The sequence below is a fragment of the Sunxiuqinia sp. genome (assembly GCF_055140945.1).
This window is the reverse complement of the sequence record NZ_JBSQYS010000039.1, coordinates 1-18,780: the sequence shown is the minus strand read 5'-3', so window position 1 is coordinate 18,780 and position 18,780 is coordinate 1. Positions and strand designations below refer to the sequence as shown.

Annotated in this window: 10 protein-coding genes; 2 read left to right on the top strand and 8 right to left on the bottom strand. The window is 40.5% G+C overall.

What is annotated here, in order from left to right; all coding sequences use genetic code 11:
• Positions 1 to 10: 10 nt before the first annotated feature.
• Entirely contained in the window at positions 11 to 1,222 is a 1,212-nt protein-coding gene (locus ACTB00_RS15865; protein ID WP_463300900.1) for a sodium ion-translocating decarboxylase subunit beta, read from the top strand.
• Between the two features lie 394 nt (positions 1,223 to 1,616).
• Positions 1,617 to 3,269 (top strand): AMP-binding protein, encoded by a 1,653-nt coding sequence (locus ACTB00_RS15860; protein ID WP_463300899.1) that lies wholly within the window; start codon positions 1,617 to 1,619, stop codon positions 3,267 to 3,269.
• 152 nt (positions 3,270 to 3,421) lie between these two features.
• On the opposite strand, the gene ACTB00_RS15855 is transcribed toward ACTB00_RS15860, so the two are convergent.
• From ACTB00_RS15855 to ACTB00_RS15820, 8 genes are all read right to left on the bottom strand, one after another.
• The gene (locus ACTB00_RS15855) at positions 3,422 to 5,128 is read right to left on the bottom strand and encodes a T9SS type A sorting domain-containing protein (RefSeq protein ID WP_463300898.1); all 1,707 of its coding nucleotides are present in this window, start codon (positions 5,126 to 5,128) and stop codon (positions 3,422 to 3,424) included.
• Entirely contained in the window at positions 5,125 to 6,819 is a 1,695-nt protein-coding gene (locus tag ACTB00_RS15850) for a T9SS type A sorting domain-containing protein (protein WP_463300897.1), read from the bottom strand. The genes ACTB00_RS15855 and ACTB00_RS15850 overlap by 4 nt, the downstream gene beginning before the upstream one ends.
• 14 nt (positions 6,820 to 6,833) lie before the next feature.
• The gene (locus ACTB00_RS15845) at positions 6,834 to 9,563 is read right to left on the bottom strand and encodes a pectinesterase family protein (RefSeq protein ID WP_463300896.1); all 2,730 of its coding nucleotides are present in this window, start codon (positions 9,561 to 9,563) and stop codon (positions 6,834 to 6,836) included.
• 158 nt (positions 9,564 to 9,721) lie between these two features.
• Positions 9,722 to 11,368: a DUF4957 domain-containing protein gene (locus tag ACTB00_RS15840; RefSeq protein WP_463300895.1), complete on the bottom strand. Its 1,647-nt coding sequence runs from the start codon at positions 11,366 to 11,368 to the stop codon at positions 9,722 to 9,724.
• Between the two features lie 31 nt (positions 11,369 to 11,399).
• Positions 11,400 to 13,220, bottom strand: a complete 1,821-nt coding sequence (locus ACTB00_RS15835; protein WP_463300894.1) for a RagB/SusD family nutrient uptake outer membrane protein — start codon at positions 13,218 to 13,220, stop codon at positions 11,400 to 11,402.
• 30 nt (positions 13,221 to 13,250) lie between these two features.
• A complete protein-coding gene (locus ACTB00_RS15830; protein ID WP_463300893.1) occupies positions 13,251 to 16,841 on the bottom strand; it encodes a TonB-dependent receptor in 3,591 nt (1,196 codons plus the stop codon).
• A 190-nt stretch (positions 16,842 to 17,031) separates the two neighbouring features.
• The gene (locus ACTB00_RS15825; RefSeq protein ID WP_463300892.1) at positions 17,032 to 18,009 is read right to left on the bottom strand and encodes a FecR family protein; all 978 of its coding nucleotides are present in this window, start codon (positions 18,007 to 18,009) and stop codon (positions 17,032 to 17,034) included.
• A 76-nt stretch (positions 18,010 to 18,085) separates the two neighbouring features.
• Entirely contained in the window at positions 18,086 to 18,661 is a 576-nt protein-coding gene (locus tag ACTB00_RS15820; protein WP_463300891.1) for an RNA polymerase sigma-70 factor, read from the bottom strand.
• Positions 18,662 to 18,780: the final 119 nt, after the last annotated feature.

The following is an 18,780-nucleotide window of genomic DNA, read 5'->3' as shown; positions in this document are numbered from 1 at the left end:
AATCCTGAATATGTCTATAATAGAGAAACTCTATCAAATGACTGCCATCCAGGAGATTGTTAATGGACCCGGAACAATTTTGATGTTAGTAATCGGAGCTTTGCTTTTATACCTGGGTATAAAGAAAAAGTATGAGCCTCTGTTGTTAATACCAATTGCGTTCGGATTAATTTTAGCAAACCTTCCTGGAGGAGGTATGGCAGTTGTTTCAGCGGAGAATATCCAAATTGATGAACATCACTATAAAAACCTTTTTGAAATTGCGCATGATCATGGAATTATGAATTTCCTGTATTATTCGCTAATAAAAACGGGATTTTTACCGCCTATTATTTTTATGGGAGTCGGTGCTTTAACCGACTTTGGACCGATGTTGAGAAACCTGCGTCTGGCTTTCTTTGGAGCTGCAGCTCAAATAGGAATTTTTTCGGTGTTAATTACCGCCATTGCTATTGGGTTCACTCCTGCAGAAGCAGCTTCGCTGGGTATTATTGGTGGTGCTGATGGGCCGACGGCTATTTATACAACCATTATGCTTGCTCCTCATTTACTGGGACCTATTGCAATTGCCGCGTATTCGTACATGGCTTTAGTGCCCGTAATTGTTCCTCTGGTTACCCGGGTATTATGTTCCGAGAAGGAATTGCGAATTAATATGAAGGAGATGGATAAACTATATCCTGCCAAGCGGAAGATTAAGAACCTGAAAGCAGTGAAAATTGCATTTCCTATCGTGTTGGGAATTGTGATCTCCATATTTGTGCCATCCTCCGTGCCACTGCTCGGCATGTTGCTTTTTGGTAACCTGATAAAAGAAGTCGGTGTAACTGTTGCTCGTTTGTCAGATGCAGCAACAGGTTCCATTATGAACACAGCAACCATCTTCCTTGGGCTTACTGTGGGAGCGACGATGTCGGCTGAGGTATTTTTGAATACGCAGACGATTATGATCATCGTAGGTGGTTTTATAGCTTTCGCGATCTCAATTGCAGGCGGAATCTTTGCTGTGAAAGTTTATAACCTGATCGCAAAGAAAAAGATCAATCCGCTAATTGGAGCTACCGGATTAAGTGCTGTTCCAATGGCATCTCGTGTGGCCAATGAAATTGCACTGAAGTACGATTCAAAGAATCACGTACTACAATATTGTATGGCCAGTAATATTTCAGGAGTAATTGGTTCGGCCGTTGCTGCTGGTGTTTTGATCTCGTTTTTGGGATAGAAAAAATTACTGCATTAAGAGAAGAGGCTGTCCATTTGTTTTTGGACAGCCTCTTCTCTTTAGTCTCAAAAGGATCCTGTTTATTTTAGGGAACTGAATTTAAATGATTAACACTTTTGTTCTTAGTGGGTTTCTTTGCAGCAGATAATTTCGGGGTTTAATTCAGGATATAATTGTTAATTTTGGGCGACCTTAAAGTAAATAATTTCTTGACTTTCCTTTTAACAGAACCTGAAGGACTGAGGATATCAAGATATTGCCAATTATTGAGCAGTTGACGGGTGTCTTAATGTATTTTTTTTCTTGAAATTGAATGCACGCCGGTGTGTGATATTTTAAAATTTTTAAAGGGAAGGGTAGAGGAATTGATTGTAGTGCCTTTTAAAACGTTAGTATGATATTGAGTGAGAAATTTTTAAAAAAGACAGACTTCGACACGCTCTCTGACTTTAATAATAAGCTGGAAATTCAAGTTCCGGGTAATTTTAACTTTGGATATGATGTTGTTGACGAATATGCTCGCATTGAGCCTGATAAATTAGCTTTGGTATGGACAAACGATCGGGGCGAGCACCGAGATTTTACGTTCGCTGACATGAAAAAGTACAGTGACCAAACAGCGTCGTATTTTCAATCGTTGGGAATTGGGCGGGGCGACAAAGTGATGCTGATTTTGAAACGAAGATTTGAGTTTTGGTTTTCGATTATTGCATTGCATAAGCTGGGAGCAGCATGCATTCCGGCTACTCACCTGTTAAAAAAGAAAGATATCGTTTATCGAAATAATTCTGCCGAAATCAAGGCAATTGTGGCTGTTGGAGATCAAAGCATTTTGAAAGAAGTCGATCTGGCGATGAGCGAATCTCCAACCGTGAAAACGCGAATTTCTATTGGACCTCAAGTCGAAGAGGGATGGGAGAACTTCACAACAGGGATTGAGCAGGCTTCTCCGTTTCAATCAGGGGAACGCCCTTCAAAAAATACGGATATTTCATTGCTCTATTTTACATCGGGAACTACCGGTAATCCGAAAATGGTGGCACATGATTTTACCTATCCTTTGGGCCATATCACTACCGCATCGTATTGGCACTGTATTGAAGAAAATGATTTGCACCTGACCGTGGCTGATACCGGATGGGGAAAAGCTGTTTGGGGGAAACTCTACGGACAATGGCTGGCAGGTGGAGCCGTGTTTGTTTACGACCACGAAAAATTTAGTCCGGCGGATATGCTGAGGGTGATTAGTGACTATAAAATTAATACGTTTTGCGCACCCCCAACGGTTTATCGATTTATGATCCGTGAAGATTTTTCTAAATACGATCTGTCATCGCTCCGGTATTGCACAGTGGCTGGTGAGCCGCTGAATGCCGAAGTTTATAACCAGTTTCTTAAACTCACTGGCATCAAGCTGATGGAAGGTTATGGGCAAACGGAAACCGTTTTGGCAATTGCTACTTTCCCGTGGATGGAACCAAAACCCGGCTCAATGGGAGTTCCGAACCCAACTTATGATATTCAACTTCTTCATGCTGAAAATCGACTGTGCGAGACGAATGAAATTGGTGAGATTGTGATTCGAACTGATAAAAATACTCCAGTAGGACTTTTCAGCGAGTACTATCGTGATAAAGAACTTACCGAGCTTGTTTGGCACGGCGGGTTTTACCATACCGGAGATCTGGCCTCGCGCGATGAGGATGGTTATTTTTGGTTTGTGGGGCGCACCGACGATGTGATTAAAAGCTCTGGTTATCGCATTGGACCATTTGAAGTGGAAAGCGCTTTGATGGAGCATCCGGCAATTGTTGAATGTGCAGTTACTGCTGCTCCCGACGATGTGCGTGGACAGGTGGTAAAAGCAAGCATCGTATTGGCGGACGAATATCATCCGGGAACTCCGGAATTAGCTAAGGAAATTCAGAATCATGTAAAAAATACGACTGCTCCGTATAAATATCCTCGAATTATAGATTTTGTAAAAGAGCTTCCAAAGACAATTTCAGGGAAGATCAGGCGGGTTGAAATTCGTGGTGAGGACTAGATATTAGAAATGCTCCACAAGTTTGGGGCGCAACAAAATTATAGTTGAGAGCGGAATGATTCTAACGCTAAGAAAAGGTACTTAAAAGAAGGCCACGAACTTAATTAAGTTCGTAGCCTTCTGATTTAGGTCAGCAGATAACTGATCACTAATTATTTTGTGGAAATAAACTTCGCGGAGTAATTCTGTTTTTTCTCATCTTGTACGCGAGTAATATAAATACCTTTCCTGATTGTTGGAAGCTGAATGCTTACCTCTTTTCCCTCAGGTTGATAAGATAGAATCAACTGACCAGCTATTGAGTAAATCTCAACCTTTGTGATCTTATTCTCATGTGAGATTTGCAGTGTTCCTGTTGATTCATCATAGAATAATTCCAGATTGCTGTCTGACCTGTTTATTTCTATTGATGCTGTTGGTTTTGAAAAAACTCCTCCTTCATATTGATCGTTGGAGATATTGCTTACCAAGCTGTTGAGATAGACTTCCAAATTAGGATATTCGCCATCTACCGTTGTTAACTTTGCATCGCCAGCATCTGTTTTATTTAAGCCGTTCGAGTCTTCCCAAGTGTCAGGCATTCCATCATTATCGGTATCTGTTGGAGCTTCTGTTGAGTTTAGAACAGGCCATCCGCCAACTGCAGATTGAGTGTCAATTAATCCGTTGGAGCTACCATTTCCTCCATCCATAACTGTTGCAGTACCTGTTTCAACGTCATATACAATCCGGCTGTCAACCGTATCTCTTACAAGGCTTGCTCCAACGTACTGTAATACTTTTTCATAGGCTTTTTCGGCGTCCTGGGTAATGCATGATGCAATTTGGTACGCCGTATCCGATTTTAAATCATCTTTGCTAACACCATAGTCTGAAAAGGATGCGTGAGGATCGATTCCGAGCCAGTTGTTATTTGTTGTTTGGCTACTCGCTGTAATGTAATTTCCATCAACATAAAAGATCCCATAAACGCCCGCCGGCTGATTATTTCCTCCATTATCCGGATAAGGTTGCATGATCCGGTCGGCTTTAGATGAGGAGGTTGCGGGACCCGCTTTGTAGTAGTTGTTTATAATATTGTAGCTACCGCCTTCGCCGGCATAGGCACTGTTTCCTCCCCAGTTGTAGATGACATTATTTCTATAATCCACTTTTTCTAATTCCGGTTGATTAGAGTACCTGCTGCCATTGAATCGTGGATTGCGGCTGTCGTGATGGGCGAATAAATTATGATGGAAGGATGCTTTTTTTCCTCCCCAAATTCCACCATAGCCATGTGTCCCTTTGTCATGAACAGATATACGCAAGCTTTCAGCGAGAAGGCACCATTGCATCGTGAAATTTTCATTGTCGTAAAATGACGCACATTCATCAGTACTCCAGCTCATGGAGCAGTGGTCAAGAATGATGTTTTTATGTTTGCGTCCCCAAATGGCATCATTTTGTTGATTGGTCTCGTCGCCCAATCTAAAACGCAAATAACGGATGATTACATTGTCAGTTTCAACAACCACAGGATAATCGCGTATGCAGATTCCATCGCCGGGAGCCGTTTGACCGGCAATCGTAATATTGGGACGGCTAATTTTTAGTTGCGATTTCAATTTAATCGTTCCAGACACTTTAAACATGATAATCCGTGGTCCTGATAAATTTTCAACTCCAACTCTAAGTGTTCCTGCTGTTCCATTGTCTTCCAAACTTGTCACATAGTAAACTTGTCCTCCACGTCCTCCGGTTGTATATTTGCCGCCACCTTCGGCACTAGGGAATGCAGGCAGGTTTTCTGTCTGAGCAATTGAAATTAAACAAAAGGCAAAGACAAATAGAATACTGAGAATTTGATTTTTAAATTTCATTGTATAAAAAACTTTTTAGTATATAATTTATTTTCGTTGTCTGATAAGCAAACTACATAAATTCCTTTATGAATCCCGGTCAGACCTAAATCAACTTCTTTTTGATTGAAGTCGCTAGCTGTAATCAGTTTTCCGGTAATAGAATAGATCTTAATTTGTTTGATAATGTTGGAGTGCCCGATATGTAATTCGCTACTCATTGCATTATAGTAAACATTTAAAGAGTCATTATCTTTCTTAATTTCAATTGAAGCGGTTGATATTCCTCCTTCGTTCTGGTTTTCGATAATTGTAGCCACCAAACTATTCAAATAAACCTCCAGGTTTGGATAGGTTTCATCAACAGTTTTTAATTGAGCGTCGGCCGGATCGTTGCTGTTTAGTCCGTTTGAGTTTTCCCACTCATCGGGCATACCATCAGCGTCTGTGTCAGCGGGTGCTTCTGTCGATTTTAATTCCGGCCATCCACCAACGGCAGTTTGCGTGTCAATAATTCCATTGGTACTTCCATTGCCTCCATTCATGAAGGTTGCAGTTCCGGTTCTTACATCGTGTATGATGCGTTTGTCAACAGTATCACGAACCAACGAAACTCCAACATATTCCATCACTTTTTCATACGCCATTTCAGCAGTATGGGTTGTAATCTCTCCTGTTGGATGAGGAGAATCAATACGCATTCCAGTTTTGTCTTCTTCCGAAACTGTTCCATATGAACCATGAAACTGGTTATATACGCCGTAAGTCCAATTATCGTTTGTTGCTCGGGCAGATTCAGTTAGTACATTTCCACTAATGTAAAACTTACCCCAAATTTGATAGGTTGCTTTGTCCGATTCTTTTTCATAGTCGATAGATACGATACGCTCCTTCTTTGTGGTGCTAGGTCCTGGTTTATAGTAACAGTTAACAATGTTTACATTCATAGCTTCACCTCCATAGCAGCTATTGCCTCCCCAGTTATAAATGACATTATTTCGTAAATCAACATTGTCAGTTAATGCAAAGGGGTCGCCATTGTATTCACCAAGTCTGGGATTACGACTATCGTGACTGGCTAATAAATTATGGTGGAAAGAAGCATGTTTGCCACCCCAGATTCCTCCGTAGCCATGATTCCCTTTTTCATGAACCGAGTTCCGGAGGCTTTCTGAAATCAAGCTCCATTGTAGGGTAAAGTTCTCGTTCTGGTAGAATGACACGCACTCATCGGTTGACCAACTCATTGAGCAGTGGTCAATAATGATATTCTTACGGAAGCGACCACCTATTGCATCGTCTTCTTGCTGGGCTGCATCCCCCATCCGAAAGCGCATAAACCGAACAATAACGTTATCGGCATTCATTTTCACCGGATAATCGCGCAAACAGATTCCATCTCCCGGGGCAGTTTGTCCGGCAATTGTGATGTTATTATTTTCTATTTTCAAATCCGATTTTAGTTGGATGGTTCCGGAAACTTTAAATATGATTATTCGAGCTCCTGACATTTCAACTCCTTTTCGAAGTGACCCCATGGTTTTGTCATCATTCAGGTGGGTTACATAATAGACTTGTCCTCCGCGTCCACCGGTTACATACTTCCCGTGTCCTTCTGCTCCCGGAAATGCGGGGAGTGGATCTTGTGCGAAAGAGCTAAAACTTGCCATCCATAGTAAAAATAGAGGCAATAATATTTTGATCTTCTTCATTTGGTTTGTCCCTGTTATTTTGAAAGTTTCATCGCTCCTGTGTTTCCATCAATACTATATCTGACAATATAAATGCCTTTTTTCAAACTATTTAGGCTAATTGTCTTTTTATTTTTGATATTCATAACAGGCGATCCTAAAATGGAATAGATTGTTACTTCCGATTTGTCCCCGTGGACTAGAATCGAATTTTTGAGTAATTCAATCCGGTTGGTTTGCTGAATTTCGTTGGTTCCTACCGGCCAACTCACGGTAATAGATCCTGTTCCTTCAAAATATTCAGGATTTGTAGTCGCGGAATAAGTTCCCTGCCCGAAATTCTGATCATTGATTGTAAGGCTTTTCACATCCATATCAACATTTAGAACAGCTCTGGCAGAACCAGTCAATTGCATGTTAATATCGTCAGCAACAGCATCAATATGGCTAAAAATGATTTTATTGTTTAATCCCGCAGCGATTAGTCCCTGTCCAAATGCATTGGCAGATTGCCCGTCAATAGCTGTAATATAACTGTTGTCGCCGGGGTATCTTTCACTTGGCGAGGTCAAATCCCAGACACCGCTGAATCCACTGTTGTCGCCCTGAAGAACAACAGTGCCAGAATTAACCGTTCCTCTTCCGTTGTTGATTACTGTAACGGTATGTTCTCCGGTGATTGGACCTCCAAGAACCATTGAACTACCACTAGAATTTCCACTAGCCATGGTCATTTTTACATCGCCGGCAAGTGTAATTGGAGCGGTCAGTGTAAATCCTGTTCCTCCGGTACTATAGGTAAAGTAGGTTCCCTCCTCCATCGTAATTGTTCCGGTGCTGGAATGTTCTCCACGCAAGCGCATATTTCCCGGGCTCATCAAATGGATGTCAGCTTCAAAAACGGTAGATGTTGTTTCCATTTCAATTGAGACGTTCACCGTTTCTCCGGCTTCAGGCATTAGCGCAGGAACAAAGTGTGCCGGATTGTCCCAGTTACCATTTGCACCACCAATAAATGTGAATTCAGAAGGTCGGCCGATTATTATTTGCCCGGTTCCGGTTATTAGTCCCGGGTTAGTAACTGCGGTGTAGGTCCCCACCTCCTGAATAACTCCATCAATGTAAAATTCACTTGTAGTTACCTCGGTATTCAGGTTTAAGGTTGCTCCGGTTTCTACCAGTAATTTAGAAGTTGGCTGGAGTGCAGTATTATTGCTAATTGTTAATGTCGAACCACTTTGAACCGATACTTTCCCTTTTCCCAGCGAGTTGGCGACAGCGGCATCAAGCTCTCCGGTATCAACACGGATATCTCCTGAAAAACTTGTGTTGTCTTCATTTAAGATAAGTTTTCCGTCTCCTTTTTTGATTAGTTCGTGAACCCCGGTTAACTGTGCATCCAAGCTTAGTGTGCCAGTAATATTAAATACAATCGTATCTTTTGTAGTAATTTTTCCATCGAAACTGGCAGTGGTAGCCGCTTGGATTTCTGTTCCGTAGGTAGCCAAATAATTGGCCGAGCTATTTGCGGTGATATTTAATTTTGCTGAGTTTTTTAAGTTTAAGTCAGCTAAAAAGTCACCACCGTCAGCATCAACAATATAATTACCATCAACTACGGCAGCTTCACCGGTTGTTGGGGCTGTTTCTGTACCCCAGTTTGCGGCATCCATCCAACCGTTAGCGGTTCCGGCACCGATCCATTCGTAAGTTGTAACCAATGGCGCTTCAGCGGTTGGGTCCCAATTGTCGTTACCGCCCAATACATTCTGAACAGTATAATTTAATGCTTCTTCAGCCGTTAGAGCTCTCAGCCCGGCCCAGTTTGCACGACCACTCATATCTGCTCCTGCTCCGGTGTTGCCATATTCATACAGATGCAAATCGGTGCTGGTTGCAGCATATTCCATATTCCAGGTGTCGCCCCAACCTTCAGGATGAATTTTTTCGGTCATCTCGCAATACAGCCATGCTACTTTGGGGTACTCGTGCCATGGCCGGCCGAAGCGAACCAATGCACCATCATCGCCTGCCCGCGGGCTATTTTGAGCATAAGTAAGTTGACATTCATTAAAAACAAAACCGTAATCGAATTCCCGATTGGTGGAAGGTGCAGTAATCCAACCGCCACCCCAACTGCGGATTTCGCAAGATTGGAAGAATGCAATTCCGCCGCCATAGATGTAATCCGTTCGACCAACGACCAAACAGTTTTCCATGTAGCATCTATTTCCATCAGACCAGAAATAAATTGTATCCTGGTAGCCAGTGAGGTTACAATTGATAAAAACAACTTTATCGGCTTTTACGGTAATAGCCTGTGCTTGTCCCACGGGACCTGCCGTATTTTCAATCGTTAAATTTTCGGCTCTGAAACCATTTCCAATGATCGTTAATGTTGCCGATGTTCTTATATTTTCGCCAGTCCACAATGCTGCATCTTCCGTCGGGCATTTGCCATCAGGGCAATCGTAGATGTGGTAGCTGATAATGGTCTCATCGCGACTTTCTCCAATGAGGTAGACATTCTTTTTATCAGCAGGAACGATTAATTTTTCAGATGAATAGAGTCCTCTTTTGATATAAATAATTGTTTGCCGATCACTATTTGATTCAACGGCATTGATTGCGTCCTGAATTTTTGTAAAGTCGCCACTACCATCTTTTGCAACCACGATATCGGCATCGATTGATCCTGGTTGAGCAAAGCCGGTCAGCGAAAAAATAAGTAGCGTGATAAATGTTACTAAAGAATTTCGGGTCATAGCTTTATTCCTTTTGTTACTAGTGTATTAAAATGAATATTTGTCAATTTTATTTTCGTCTAAAACTGAAGATCGGTGTCCTGTCAAGAACACCGAATCTTCAATTCATAGTTTAACCTTTAAGTATAATCGTTCGATTGTGAAAATTGAACCTTTTTTTAAAGAGTAATTCTCCATCGAGGATCGCCACTGTCAGCTTTACCTGAAAATCCAGTGTCCAAGAAGCTGAAATCCAGGGTGAAATATGGATCTGTCCATAGTTCGGCAGCAGTCCCCGGGTATGTAAATGTTGTTAATCCGGGGATTTCATCTTTTCCTTCGCCATAGCCAAAGTCACTTGTAACATATGTGTTGACAACATTGAAGGTTGTATTGGCCATTCCATCATAACCATCAATTAAATAATCTTCTCCGCCATCTTTATTCCAGCCATGTCCGATAATCGAATTGGATATTGTTACTCCGTTTAACACCTCATCCTGACCGCTTTCTCTCCAACGTAAAAGTTGTCTTCCTTTTTCGGGAACTTCATTAAGAGTACATGCATCAATTAGGATAGAATTTGAATTATTACGGCTAACCAGAAAATAAATGACTTTAGATAATGTCGAATTTGTAATTGAAATGTCATTACACTTCCAGCTATTTTTGTCTACAGCCAAAACGCCATAACCATTGATACTATCGATAACACAATTGTCAATAGTGAACTTGTCAAGAACGCCTTCTCCTCCTTTTATTCTAGATATTCCACGGAGTGTTCTAATTTCGCATGATTCAAATTTAATTTCTCCAACTGAACCACTTACGTCAATGTTGAATACATATCTACCACCAAATCCATCAGCTGCAGTTAACTTTACGGATTTGAAAGTTACGTAGCTAACGTTACTTCCTTCAACAATATTGAAGTTTGAACCACAATCGATTATTGGTAATGCAGGGGTAAAGCTATACCCGGCAATAAATGAAATTGATTTGTCGAATGCGTAACCTCCGGCTTCATAGGTTTTACCACCTTCGAGTCTGATCACACTTCCATCAGCAACATCAGCAAGCGTGTCAGCGAGTACAAAACCGTCTTCAAGACCTGATAAGTCGATAATGTGATCTCCTGTTTCTTGCGCCACTTTTGTTGTGTAGATTTCCCAACCTCTGAGATTGCCTTCACTGAAAATGGCCATTTGATACTCTGTTTCGGCTTCCAGTCCATTAACAATTTTCATTTGTGCTTCGCGATCTTCATCAGTAACATCAAATGTTGAGAGTGGATTAGCAAGTCGTTCATCCTCTATGGAGTATACCTTAACGGCAGTAATTGGCGCACCTGATGGCGTCCAAAATACCCGAGCTCGTGTGTCTGTAACATCAAACAAGCCGGGAGCTCCCTGATTGGATGGAAACTTATCAGTTCTGATACTTCCCAACAACGAAGGTAAACTATTGTATTGCGCCTCATCGGCATGAGCAGTTGCTCTCACCTGGTAAATGGTGAACCACAATAGTTCTTCGCCAATTACAGATTCATCGATGATGAATTCGTTTGTGTCAACTGCAAACGAGTATATGGGTTCGGTTGCAAAAGAATCTCTACTAACCTCGATGGTATAGTTTTCCGCTTGTTTCAATTTGGCCAGATTAACATGGATCGTGTTGTCAAACGCTTCCAGGTCTTCGTTTAATACAGGCTGGAACAAACGGGTTCTTGGAAAGACCTCTTCATTATCTTTACAGGCGTTAAAAAGCAATAAGCCGACAACAAAGATTAATAGAAGTGTCTTTATATTGAATTTGTTTATTTTCATGATTCAAAAATTTTACATTAAACGTTTTGGATTAAAAATTGAATCCGTAACCATTGTTCGGTTCTAATTCTTCACTGCTATCAATGGCAATACGTGGGATTGGGAAAATGTATCGGATTACACCATCAGGTACGCCAATATTCGAGGGATTTACATAGTTATTCCAATCGTAGGTAATCCATTCAGCATATCCATCAGGCTGTGTTTCGTCATACATATTGATTAACCAGGATTGTCGTTCCCATGTTTCATCTGGGGCCGCCAGTACTTTCTCAAATTTATTGTAAATAATCAGGTCTCCATTTTCAGCCAGTTTGGTATATACGTAATCTGGCAAATCACTGGTTCCTTCAAAAGCTTCAACGGCCATTTTTTTGCAGCCCCCAACTGTTTCTTCGACTTTGTCATAATACAGGTTCCATCGAATCAGTTCATATTTACGGATCATTTCGCCTCCAAATTCCCAAGCTCTTTCATCAACTATTGCATCAAAGAAGTCTTCTTTACTTCCAGAAACATTGGCAACATATTGATCTACTTTTTCAGACCATGCAGATTCATCAAATGCGCGTTGGCGAACTCTTTTTAAGGCATCTTGTGCAGAGGCAGTAGGGCCATTCAGCTCATTTTCAGCTTCAGCGTACATCAATATTACGTCAGAATACCGCAACATGGGCCAGTTGATACCTGTACCTTTATTGGTAGATGGCCCTGGAGGCGTATCAAGAAATTCACGACTCCATTTTCCTTGAGAGATATTCATATTACCGGTACTAACCAATTGCTGAACGAAGTCTTTGTCAATTGTGTAAAGTCCGCATGTTACATCCAGACGTTGATCCAATGTATCGAATGAATAGAAGTATGTTGGTGGCATAGCCATGTAATTGGATCCACTTCCGTATGGATGGGTTCCTGCATCAACACGTATACCAATATTCCAACCGACGTCACCTTCACCAATGGCGAATGGAACTTCAAATAAGATGTCACTATTTACCGGTGAAATAAATTTGCACTGATTCAAAAAGACTTGTCTAAAGTCAGTAGGCAATTCACGATCTTTTAAATCCATTAGTTTTTTCGTATACTCTTTGGCTATTTGATAATAGTCCAAATAGTCTGATTGACGCTCCATGCTAAGTTGTGGAGTCAGGTAGTATCCACCACGTTGCAGTGCTAAACGTGCAATCATTCCAAGAGTATATTCGCGGTTGATTTGCTCAATTCCGAATTGCACTTCATCGGCCCACATCATTTTTTCTTCGATATCAATCATATCCTGTATGACATTTGTTAAAATGACATTGCGGTCTTCTTTTGGCAGATCAAATTCTACATCTACTTTAGGAGCTTCTTGTGAAAATGGAACATCCCCAAAATAATAGATTAACATACTATACCAATAAGCTCGCATGGTATATGCTTCACCAAGGAGATGAGACATTTTTCTAGAAAGAGCAGCGTCATCGGAATTTAATGCATCACTAGCCATGATTCCTTCAATTGCAATATTGGCATCGCGAATTGCTTGATAGCCAATATCCCAAACGTATTTTAAGTCACCATTGTTTTCCTGAGCATCTAAGCGCCAGATCTGGTAACGGGCTCCATCGCTGGATCCTCCAGCGTGTTCAATATCTGTGTTGCCAGTCATGTTGTTTGACAATCGAGAACGGAATCCATCATGGCTGAAGTGCACATACATTGCATTCACAGCTTTTCTGGCATCTTCAGCATTGGAATAGATGTAGCTTGAGTCGAAAGTTGATAGAGACTCTGGCTCAAGGTAATCGTCACAGGAAGTAAAGGCGAATACGACCAGTGTATATAGAAAATATTTAAGTTTCATATTCATATGTTTAATCATCATTACAATTTGTTAAAAGGTAACATTTACACCAAATGTAAACGAACGACTCCTTGGGTATGAAGAGTAATCGACACCCGGAGTAAGGGCAGCATAACTACTACTTCTTGTTGTACTTACTTCAGGATCATATCCTGAATACTTAGTCCAAAGCCACAGATTATTGCCAGTAGCATATACTCTAAATTGAGAAACCCCAATGCGCGAAGTAAGTGTTTTGGGAACTGTGTAACCTAATGTTAGGTTATTCAGACGTAAGAATGAACCATCTTCAACAGCCCAGTCGCTAATTACGGTTGTGGCTTGACCAAAAGAGTTGCTACCACTCCAAATTTCTTTGTCGGCATTTAACTGTCCTAATTGTTCCAGATCGGTAACTACTTCTCCAGCGGTACCTGTATAGGTTCCATCAACATCAATATAAGTGAATCGGTTATCAGGACCCATCGTAGTTAACATGTTTCCGTAACGTGTTCTGTACAGTTGGTTATAATCAATTTTACCAGTGTTATAAACGTCATTTCCAATTGACCAGTTAAATAATATAGATGCATCAAATCCTTTGAAGGTAGCATCAAATCCAAATCCACCAGTAGCATCAGGCAATGCACTTCCAATTACCTGACGGTCCTGGCTGTTGATTTCTCCATCATCGTTTAAGTCTTTCAGTTTCATATATCCCGGGCGAACATCACTAACTCCTAAGGTGTTTTTATTATCAGGGATGCCATCTTTTAAAGCATAGGTGTTTGAAACTTCATCATAACCTGAAAAATCATCTACCGTATACATTCCGTCATTGACATATCCGTATATCAAACCAATGGTTTGGTCAACTTCCAGATAAAAGTCATCACGATCTTTTAAGTCAGTACTTGACCAGTTCGATTGGTAGAAGCGACTAGCAGGAACAAGATTCCCGTTTTCGTCTTCTAAATAATCATATTCTAATTTGTCAATGTTTGCTTTGTTGATCCCAAAGTTTAGATTGGCAGTCAAGGTGAAATCACTTTTGTCAATAATGTAGCCACTTAGCAGTAGCTCAATCCCCTTGTTTGAAGTACTACCAACGTTATTCCACTGTGTGGCAAATCCGGAAATAGGGGAAATAGCCTGAGCAAGCAGAAGGTCTTTCGTTTTGTTGTAATAGAGATCGAGGGTTCCTCGAATTGCTCCATTATAGACTACCCAGTCTAAACCAAGGTTTTGATTGATGGTTGTTTCCCATACAATATTTGGATTAAATAAGGTTGAACCTTCAGGAGAATAGTATGCATTATAGGAGTTCGTTCCCATCCCTGGTCCATTGCTGGTAGATGCATCAAATAAAAATTTCGTGGCATTAGCAGGGATACGGTCGTTACCGGTTGCTCCAAAGCTATAACGCAATTTTAACTCATTCAGATTCGTAAACCCATTCATGAAGTATTCTTCATTGATTTTCCATCCCAGTGCTACAGCTGGAAATACTCCCAATCGGTTTTCTTTTGAAAACTTACTTGATGCGTCGGTTCTTAACGTGGTTGTAATTAAGTAACGATCTTTAAATTGGTAATTAGCACGTCCAAAGAACGAAATTCTCGTTTGATCAGTTGATTGACTTGTAGAATAAGAATCAGTAGTTCCAAGAGCCATGTTTGCAAACATCTCTTTTGGTTGCATAGACTCTCTGAAATTTTCAGCTCTTACAACGCTTCTTTTTCCGCCATTTGAATAAATTTCATTACCTACCAGCAGATCTAAAGCATGTTCTCCCATGTCGTCAAAGGTGTAGCTCGCTGTATTTAGTAAACGATAAGATTCATTCTCCCGATTTTCCATCGTTCCAAGTGGCAAGCTGTTTCCTTCTTGTCTGGATTGGCTGGTTAGTGGACCATAATATCTCTGTTGCTCTTCAAACGTTTTACTACTTGTAACTGTTGATCTTAAGATCATATTGTCAATAGGGTACCAGCTTAAACCTGCTTGGAGAACATAGTTCATTGTATTTTTCTGTCTCCAATCCTGCTTCGCCAGTTCAATCGGGTTAATTAAGCTAAGCAAAAAGGATTGATAGTCATCTGATGAATCAATACTGGTTAAGTCAATGTCCAACTCATCGGCAATACCGTTAACAGGGCGCGCGGTTATCACATTTTTCACTCGAATATTTGCACCTCCGGAAGTTCCAGCACCATCTACTTTAGTATCAGTAATTCTGGCCGATGTCTCCAACCTGAGTGATTCCGAGATGCTATGATTTAATTTAAAGTTGATCACATTCCTTCTGTAGCCATTGTTTACCATAAGGCCATCATTGGTGTCGTTGGTTAGGCTTAGGCTTACTTTCGTTTGCTGTGTACCACCGCTGACACTTATATTGTGTGACTGCGAAAGGGCTGCATTTTGCCCAAAGATATCAGTTTGGCCGCCAAATAATTCTTCTTGCCAATCAGTACCAGGCTTGTTTTTGTACAATTCTAGGTCATCATATTTGCCATAGTACTTTTCAAAATTTCTTAAATCTGTTTCACTTCTCACTTTGGCATGCTCATACTGCATCATCACAAAATCATATGGTCCTAAAACGTCATACTTGCGTTCCGATGGAAGTGTTTTGACTTGAAGGTAACCATTGTAACTTACTGTCGTTTTTCCAGCCTTTGGGCTTTTGGTTGTAATCAGGATTACACCATTCGACGCTTGAGCTCCATAAATAGCAGTTGCAGCGGCATCTTTTAGGACGTTAATACTTGCAATATCGTTTGGTGGAACATCGCGGATGCTGGATACAATAAAACCGTCAACAACAAACAACGGTGAGTTATCTTGGGTTACAGAACCACCTCCACGGACACGGATAACAACTTCTGCGTCAGGAGAACCATCAACAGTTAGTACATTTACCCCCGGAAGGCGACCTTTAATTGCTTCTGCAGCATTGGCAATTGGGATTTTTTGTAAATCTTCACCAGACATAGAGGAAATAGAACCAGTTAAATTTCCTCTTTTCACAGTTCCATATCCAACAGCAACGACTTCATCCAAACCAATTGATGATTCTTCCATGGTAACGTTAATAGTTGACTTTCTAGCTGGAACTTCTTTGGGTTTCATTCCAACAAAAGAGAAAACTAAAACGGCATTGTCGGGTAGATTGCTGATCGTATACTTTCCATCGAGGTCAGTAACTGTGCCTTGTGTAGTCCCTTTTACGACAACGGTAACACCGGGTAGTGGGCCTTGCGAATCGCTTACAACTCCGGAAACCTCGCTGACTTGCTGGTTCGTCAATGATTGATTCGGATTTGTGGACTGATTCTCGCCTTTTGGATAAAGAACGATTTGGCGATTTTTAATTACATATTTCGTGTTCGTACCTTCAAAAAGGGCATCCAACACCTCGTCGATTTTTTCGTCTTCTACATCAAGATTAACTTTACGCTGAACGTCAATTTTTGTGTCGTTGTACATAAAGAAATAATCACTTTGATCTTCAATTTGACGAAGCACATCTTTTACCGATTGCTCTTGAACCTTTAGGTTCAGATCGGCTGTCTGCGATAGGCCTCTTGCCTGAGCCCCGATAAACGCGACAAGTAAGAGAAAGGTTGTTAGTTTCATAATGCGAATTAATCGGGATAGGCCACAAAATGACCCACCGTCGTTACACAACAATTTTTTTTTCATAAGTTTGTCTTACTAAGTTAAACATGCCCTTTACGGGTTTTAATTTGACTAAAGGGGAGAGTGTGCCAGCACTTTTCCCTTTTTTCTAGTGCATTTACATTACATTTTTTGTCATTAATAATACCTAATTCACTTTTTGAGATATTTCTACATGGTCTTCTTTTATTGAGTACTCGATAGGAGCGGTTATTGAGAGTAGTTGAAGCATCTCTCGTAAACTCTCTGTCTTTATTGTTAAAGTATAATTTTCTCCATGGAATAGTTCCCGATCAAGCTTGATATTCACGCCGTACCAACGCTCCATTTTTTTTACAACTTCATAAAAAGTTGCGTTGTCAAATCTTAAAATTTGCTCTTTCCAGGATGTATAAAGCTTTGTATCGACATTACTAGTAACCATCTCTCCAGTTTGTATATTTAAGCGGTTTTGCTCTCCCGGTTGTAAAGTTGCTTTTTGTTTGTCTTGTGCGCTGGTAATCTGAACCTCGCCTTCTTCAAGCGTAGTTATTACTTCGTTGTCTTTTGGGTAAGCGCAAACGTCAAACTTTGTGCCGAGTACCTGAATTTTTGCATGCTCAGTCTCAACGGTGAATGGATGGTCTTTATCTTTTTCTACTTCAAAATACCCTTCGCCTGAAAGAATCACGTTCCTTTCCTTCGTGAAGTTGGTGGAATATTTCATCTGTGAACCTCCATTTAAATAACCGATACTCCCATCTGGAAGAGAAAAATGCACTCTTGAACCCCTCGGGGCTTCAATCTGTGCATAGGTATGTGCTTGGGTATAGTTTTGAACAACCAAGTAGAGACTCGCTATAAACAAGGGAATTAACAGCATTGCCGCAGCTCGATAATACGTCTGTAGGAATTTGGTTTTGGTAGAAGTTTGATTCGATTTGGAATTGATGTAGAAATGGACACTGTTAAGTACGTGTCGTAAATCTATCTTTGAAGATGAAGATTTCTCCCAGTGTTCTTTGGCGATGTTTTTAAGATTATCCTCATTCTCTGAATCGAGATAGGAGTCTAACACGAATTCTTCATCCAGACTATTTGAAGCGCGGACATATTCGTTAATTCGTTTTTTTAGTGAGTCGGACATTGTGTTGTATAAAAGAATGTATACAAGGAATATCCTTAATGAGCGATTTGCACCTAAGCAAAATACGAAAAAAATACTACTGGATAAACAGTGAAAAGAAAAGAGCTGCTGTAAGGTGCTCGCTTCCAATATTGTTGCGGAGAAATCTCAATGCCAGATTTAAGTGGTTTTCAACCGTACTTTTACTAATATTTAATTCTTCGGATATGTCTGAATTGCTTTTTCCCTCAAAGCGACTTTTGATAAAAACGGCTCTCCGTTTTTCCGGCATTTTTTCAACAAGAGTGTCCACGAAGTTTCTGAGTGAGGGGTAATTGACATCATCTTCCATAAAACTCGTTTTTGTAGCGGAAGTATAATCCATATATCTGTTGATGATAGCCTTTGAACGAAAATGTTTCTTGATATAGTTGAAGGCAATTGTAAAAAGGTAAGCTTTGAAATCATGATGCTCCTTGATCAGTTTTCTATTATCCCAAAGCTTACAGAAAATATCCTGAACCAGCTCTTCCGAATCCTCTCTCGATTTCAGGTAGCCCAAAGAAAAATGATACAGTTTTGAACTGTATAAATTAAAAAGCTTATTAAAGGCTTCAATATCACCTTTATTCAATTGCCGTATAAGAAATTTATCCTCAATATATTTATCCACTTCAAATGCTTACGGAATGGTACAGGACAAAAATAGAAATACAAAAATTAAAGTTCGAATTTTGAAAGAAGAATTTTTTCTGAGAGTGTATGAATGTCAAAAGTATTATTTTCATCGTT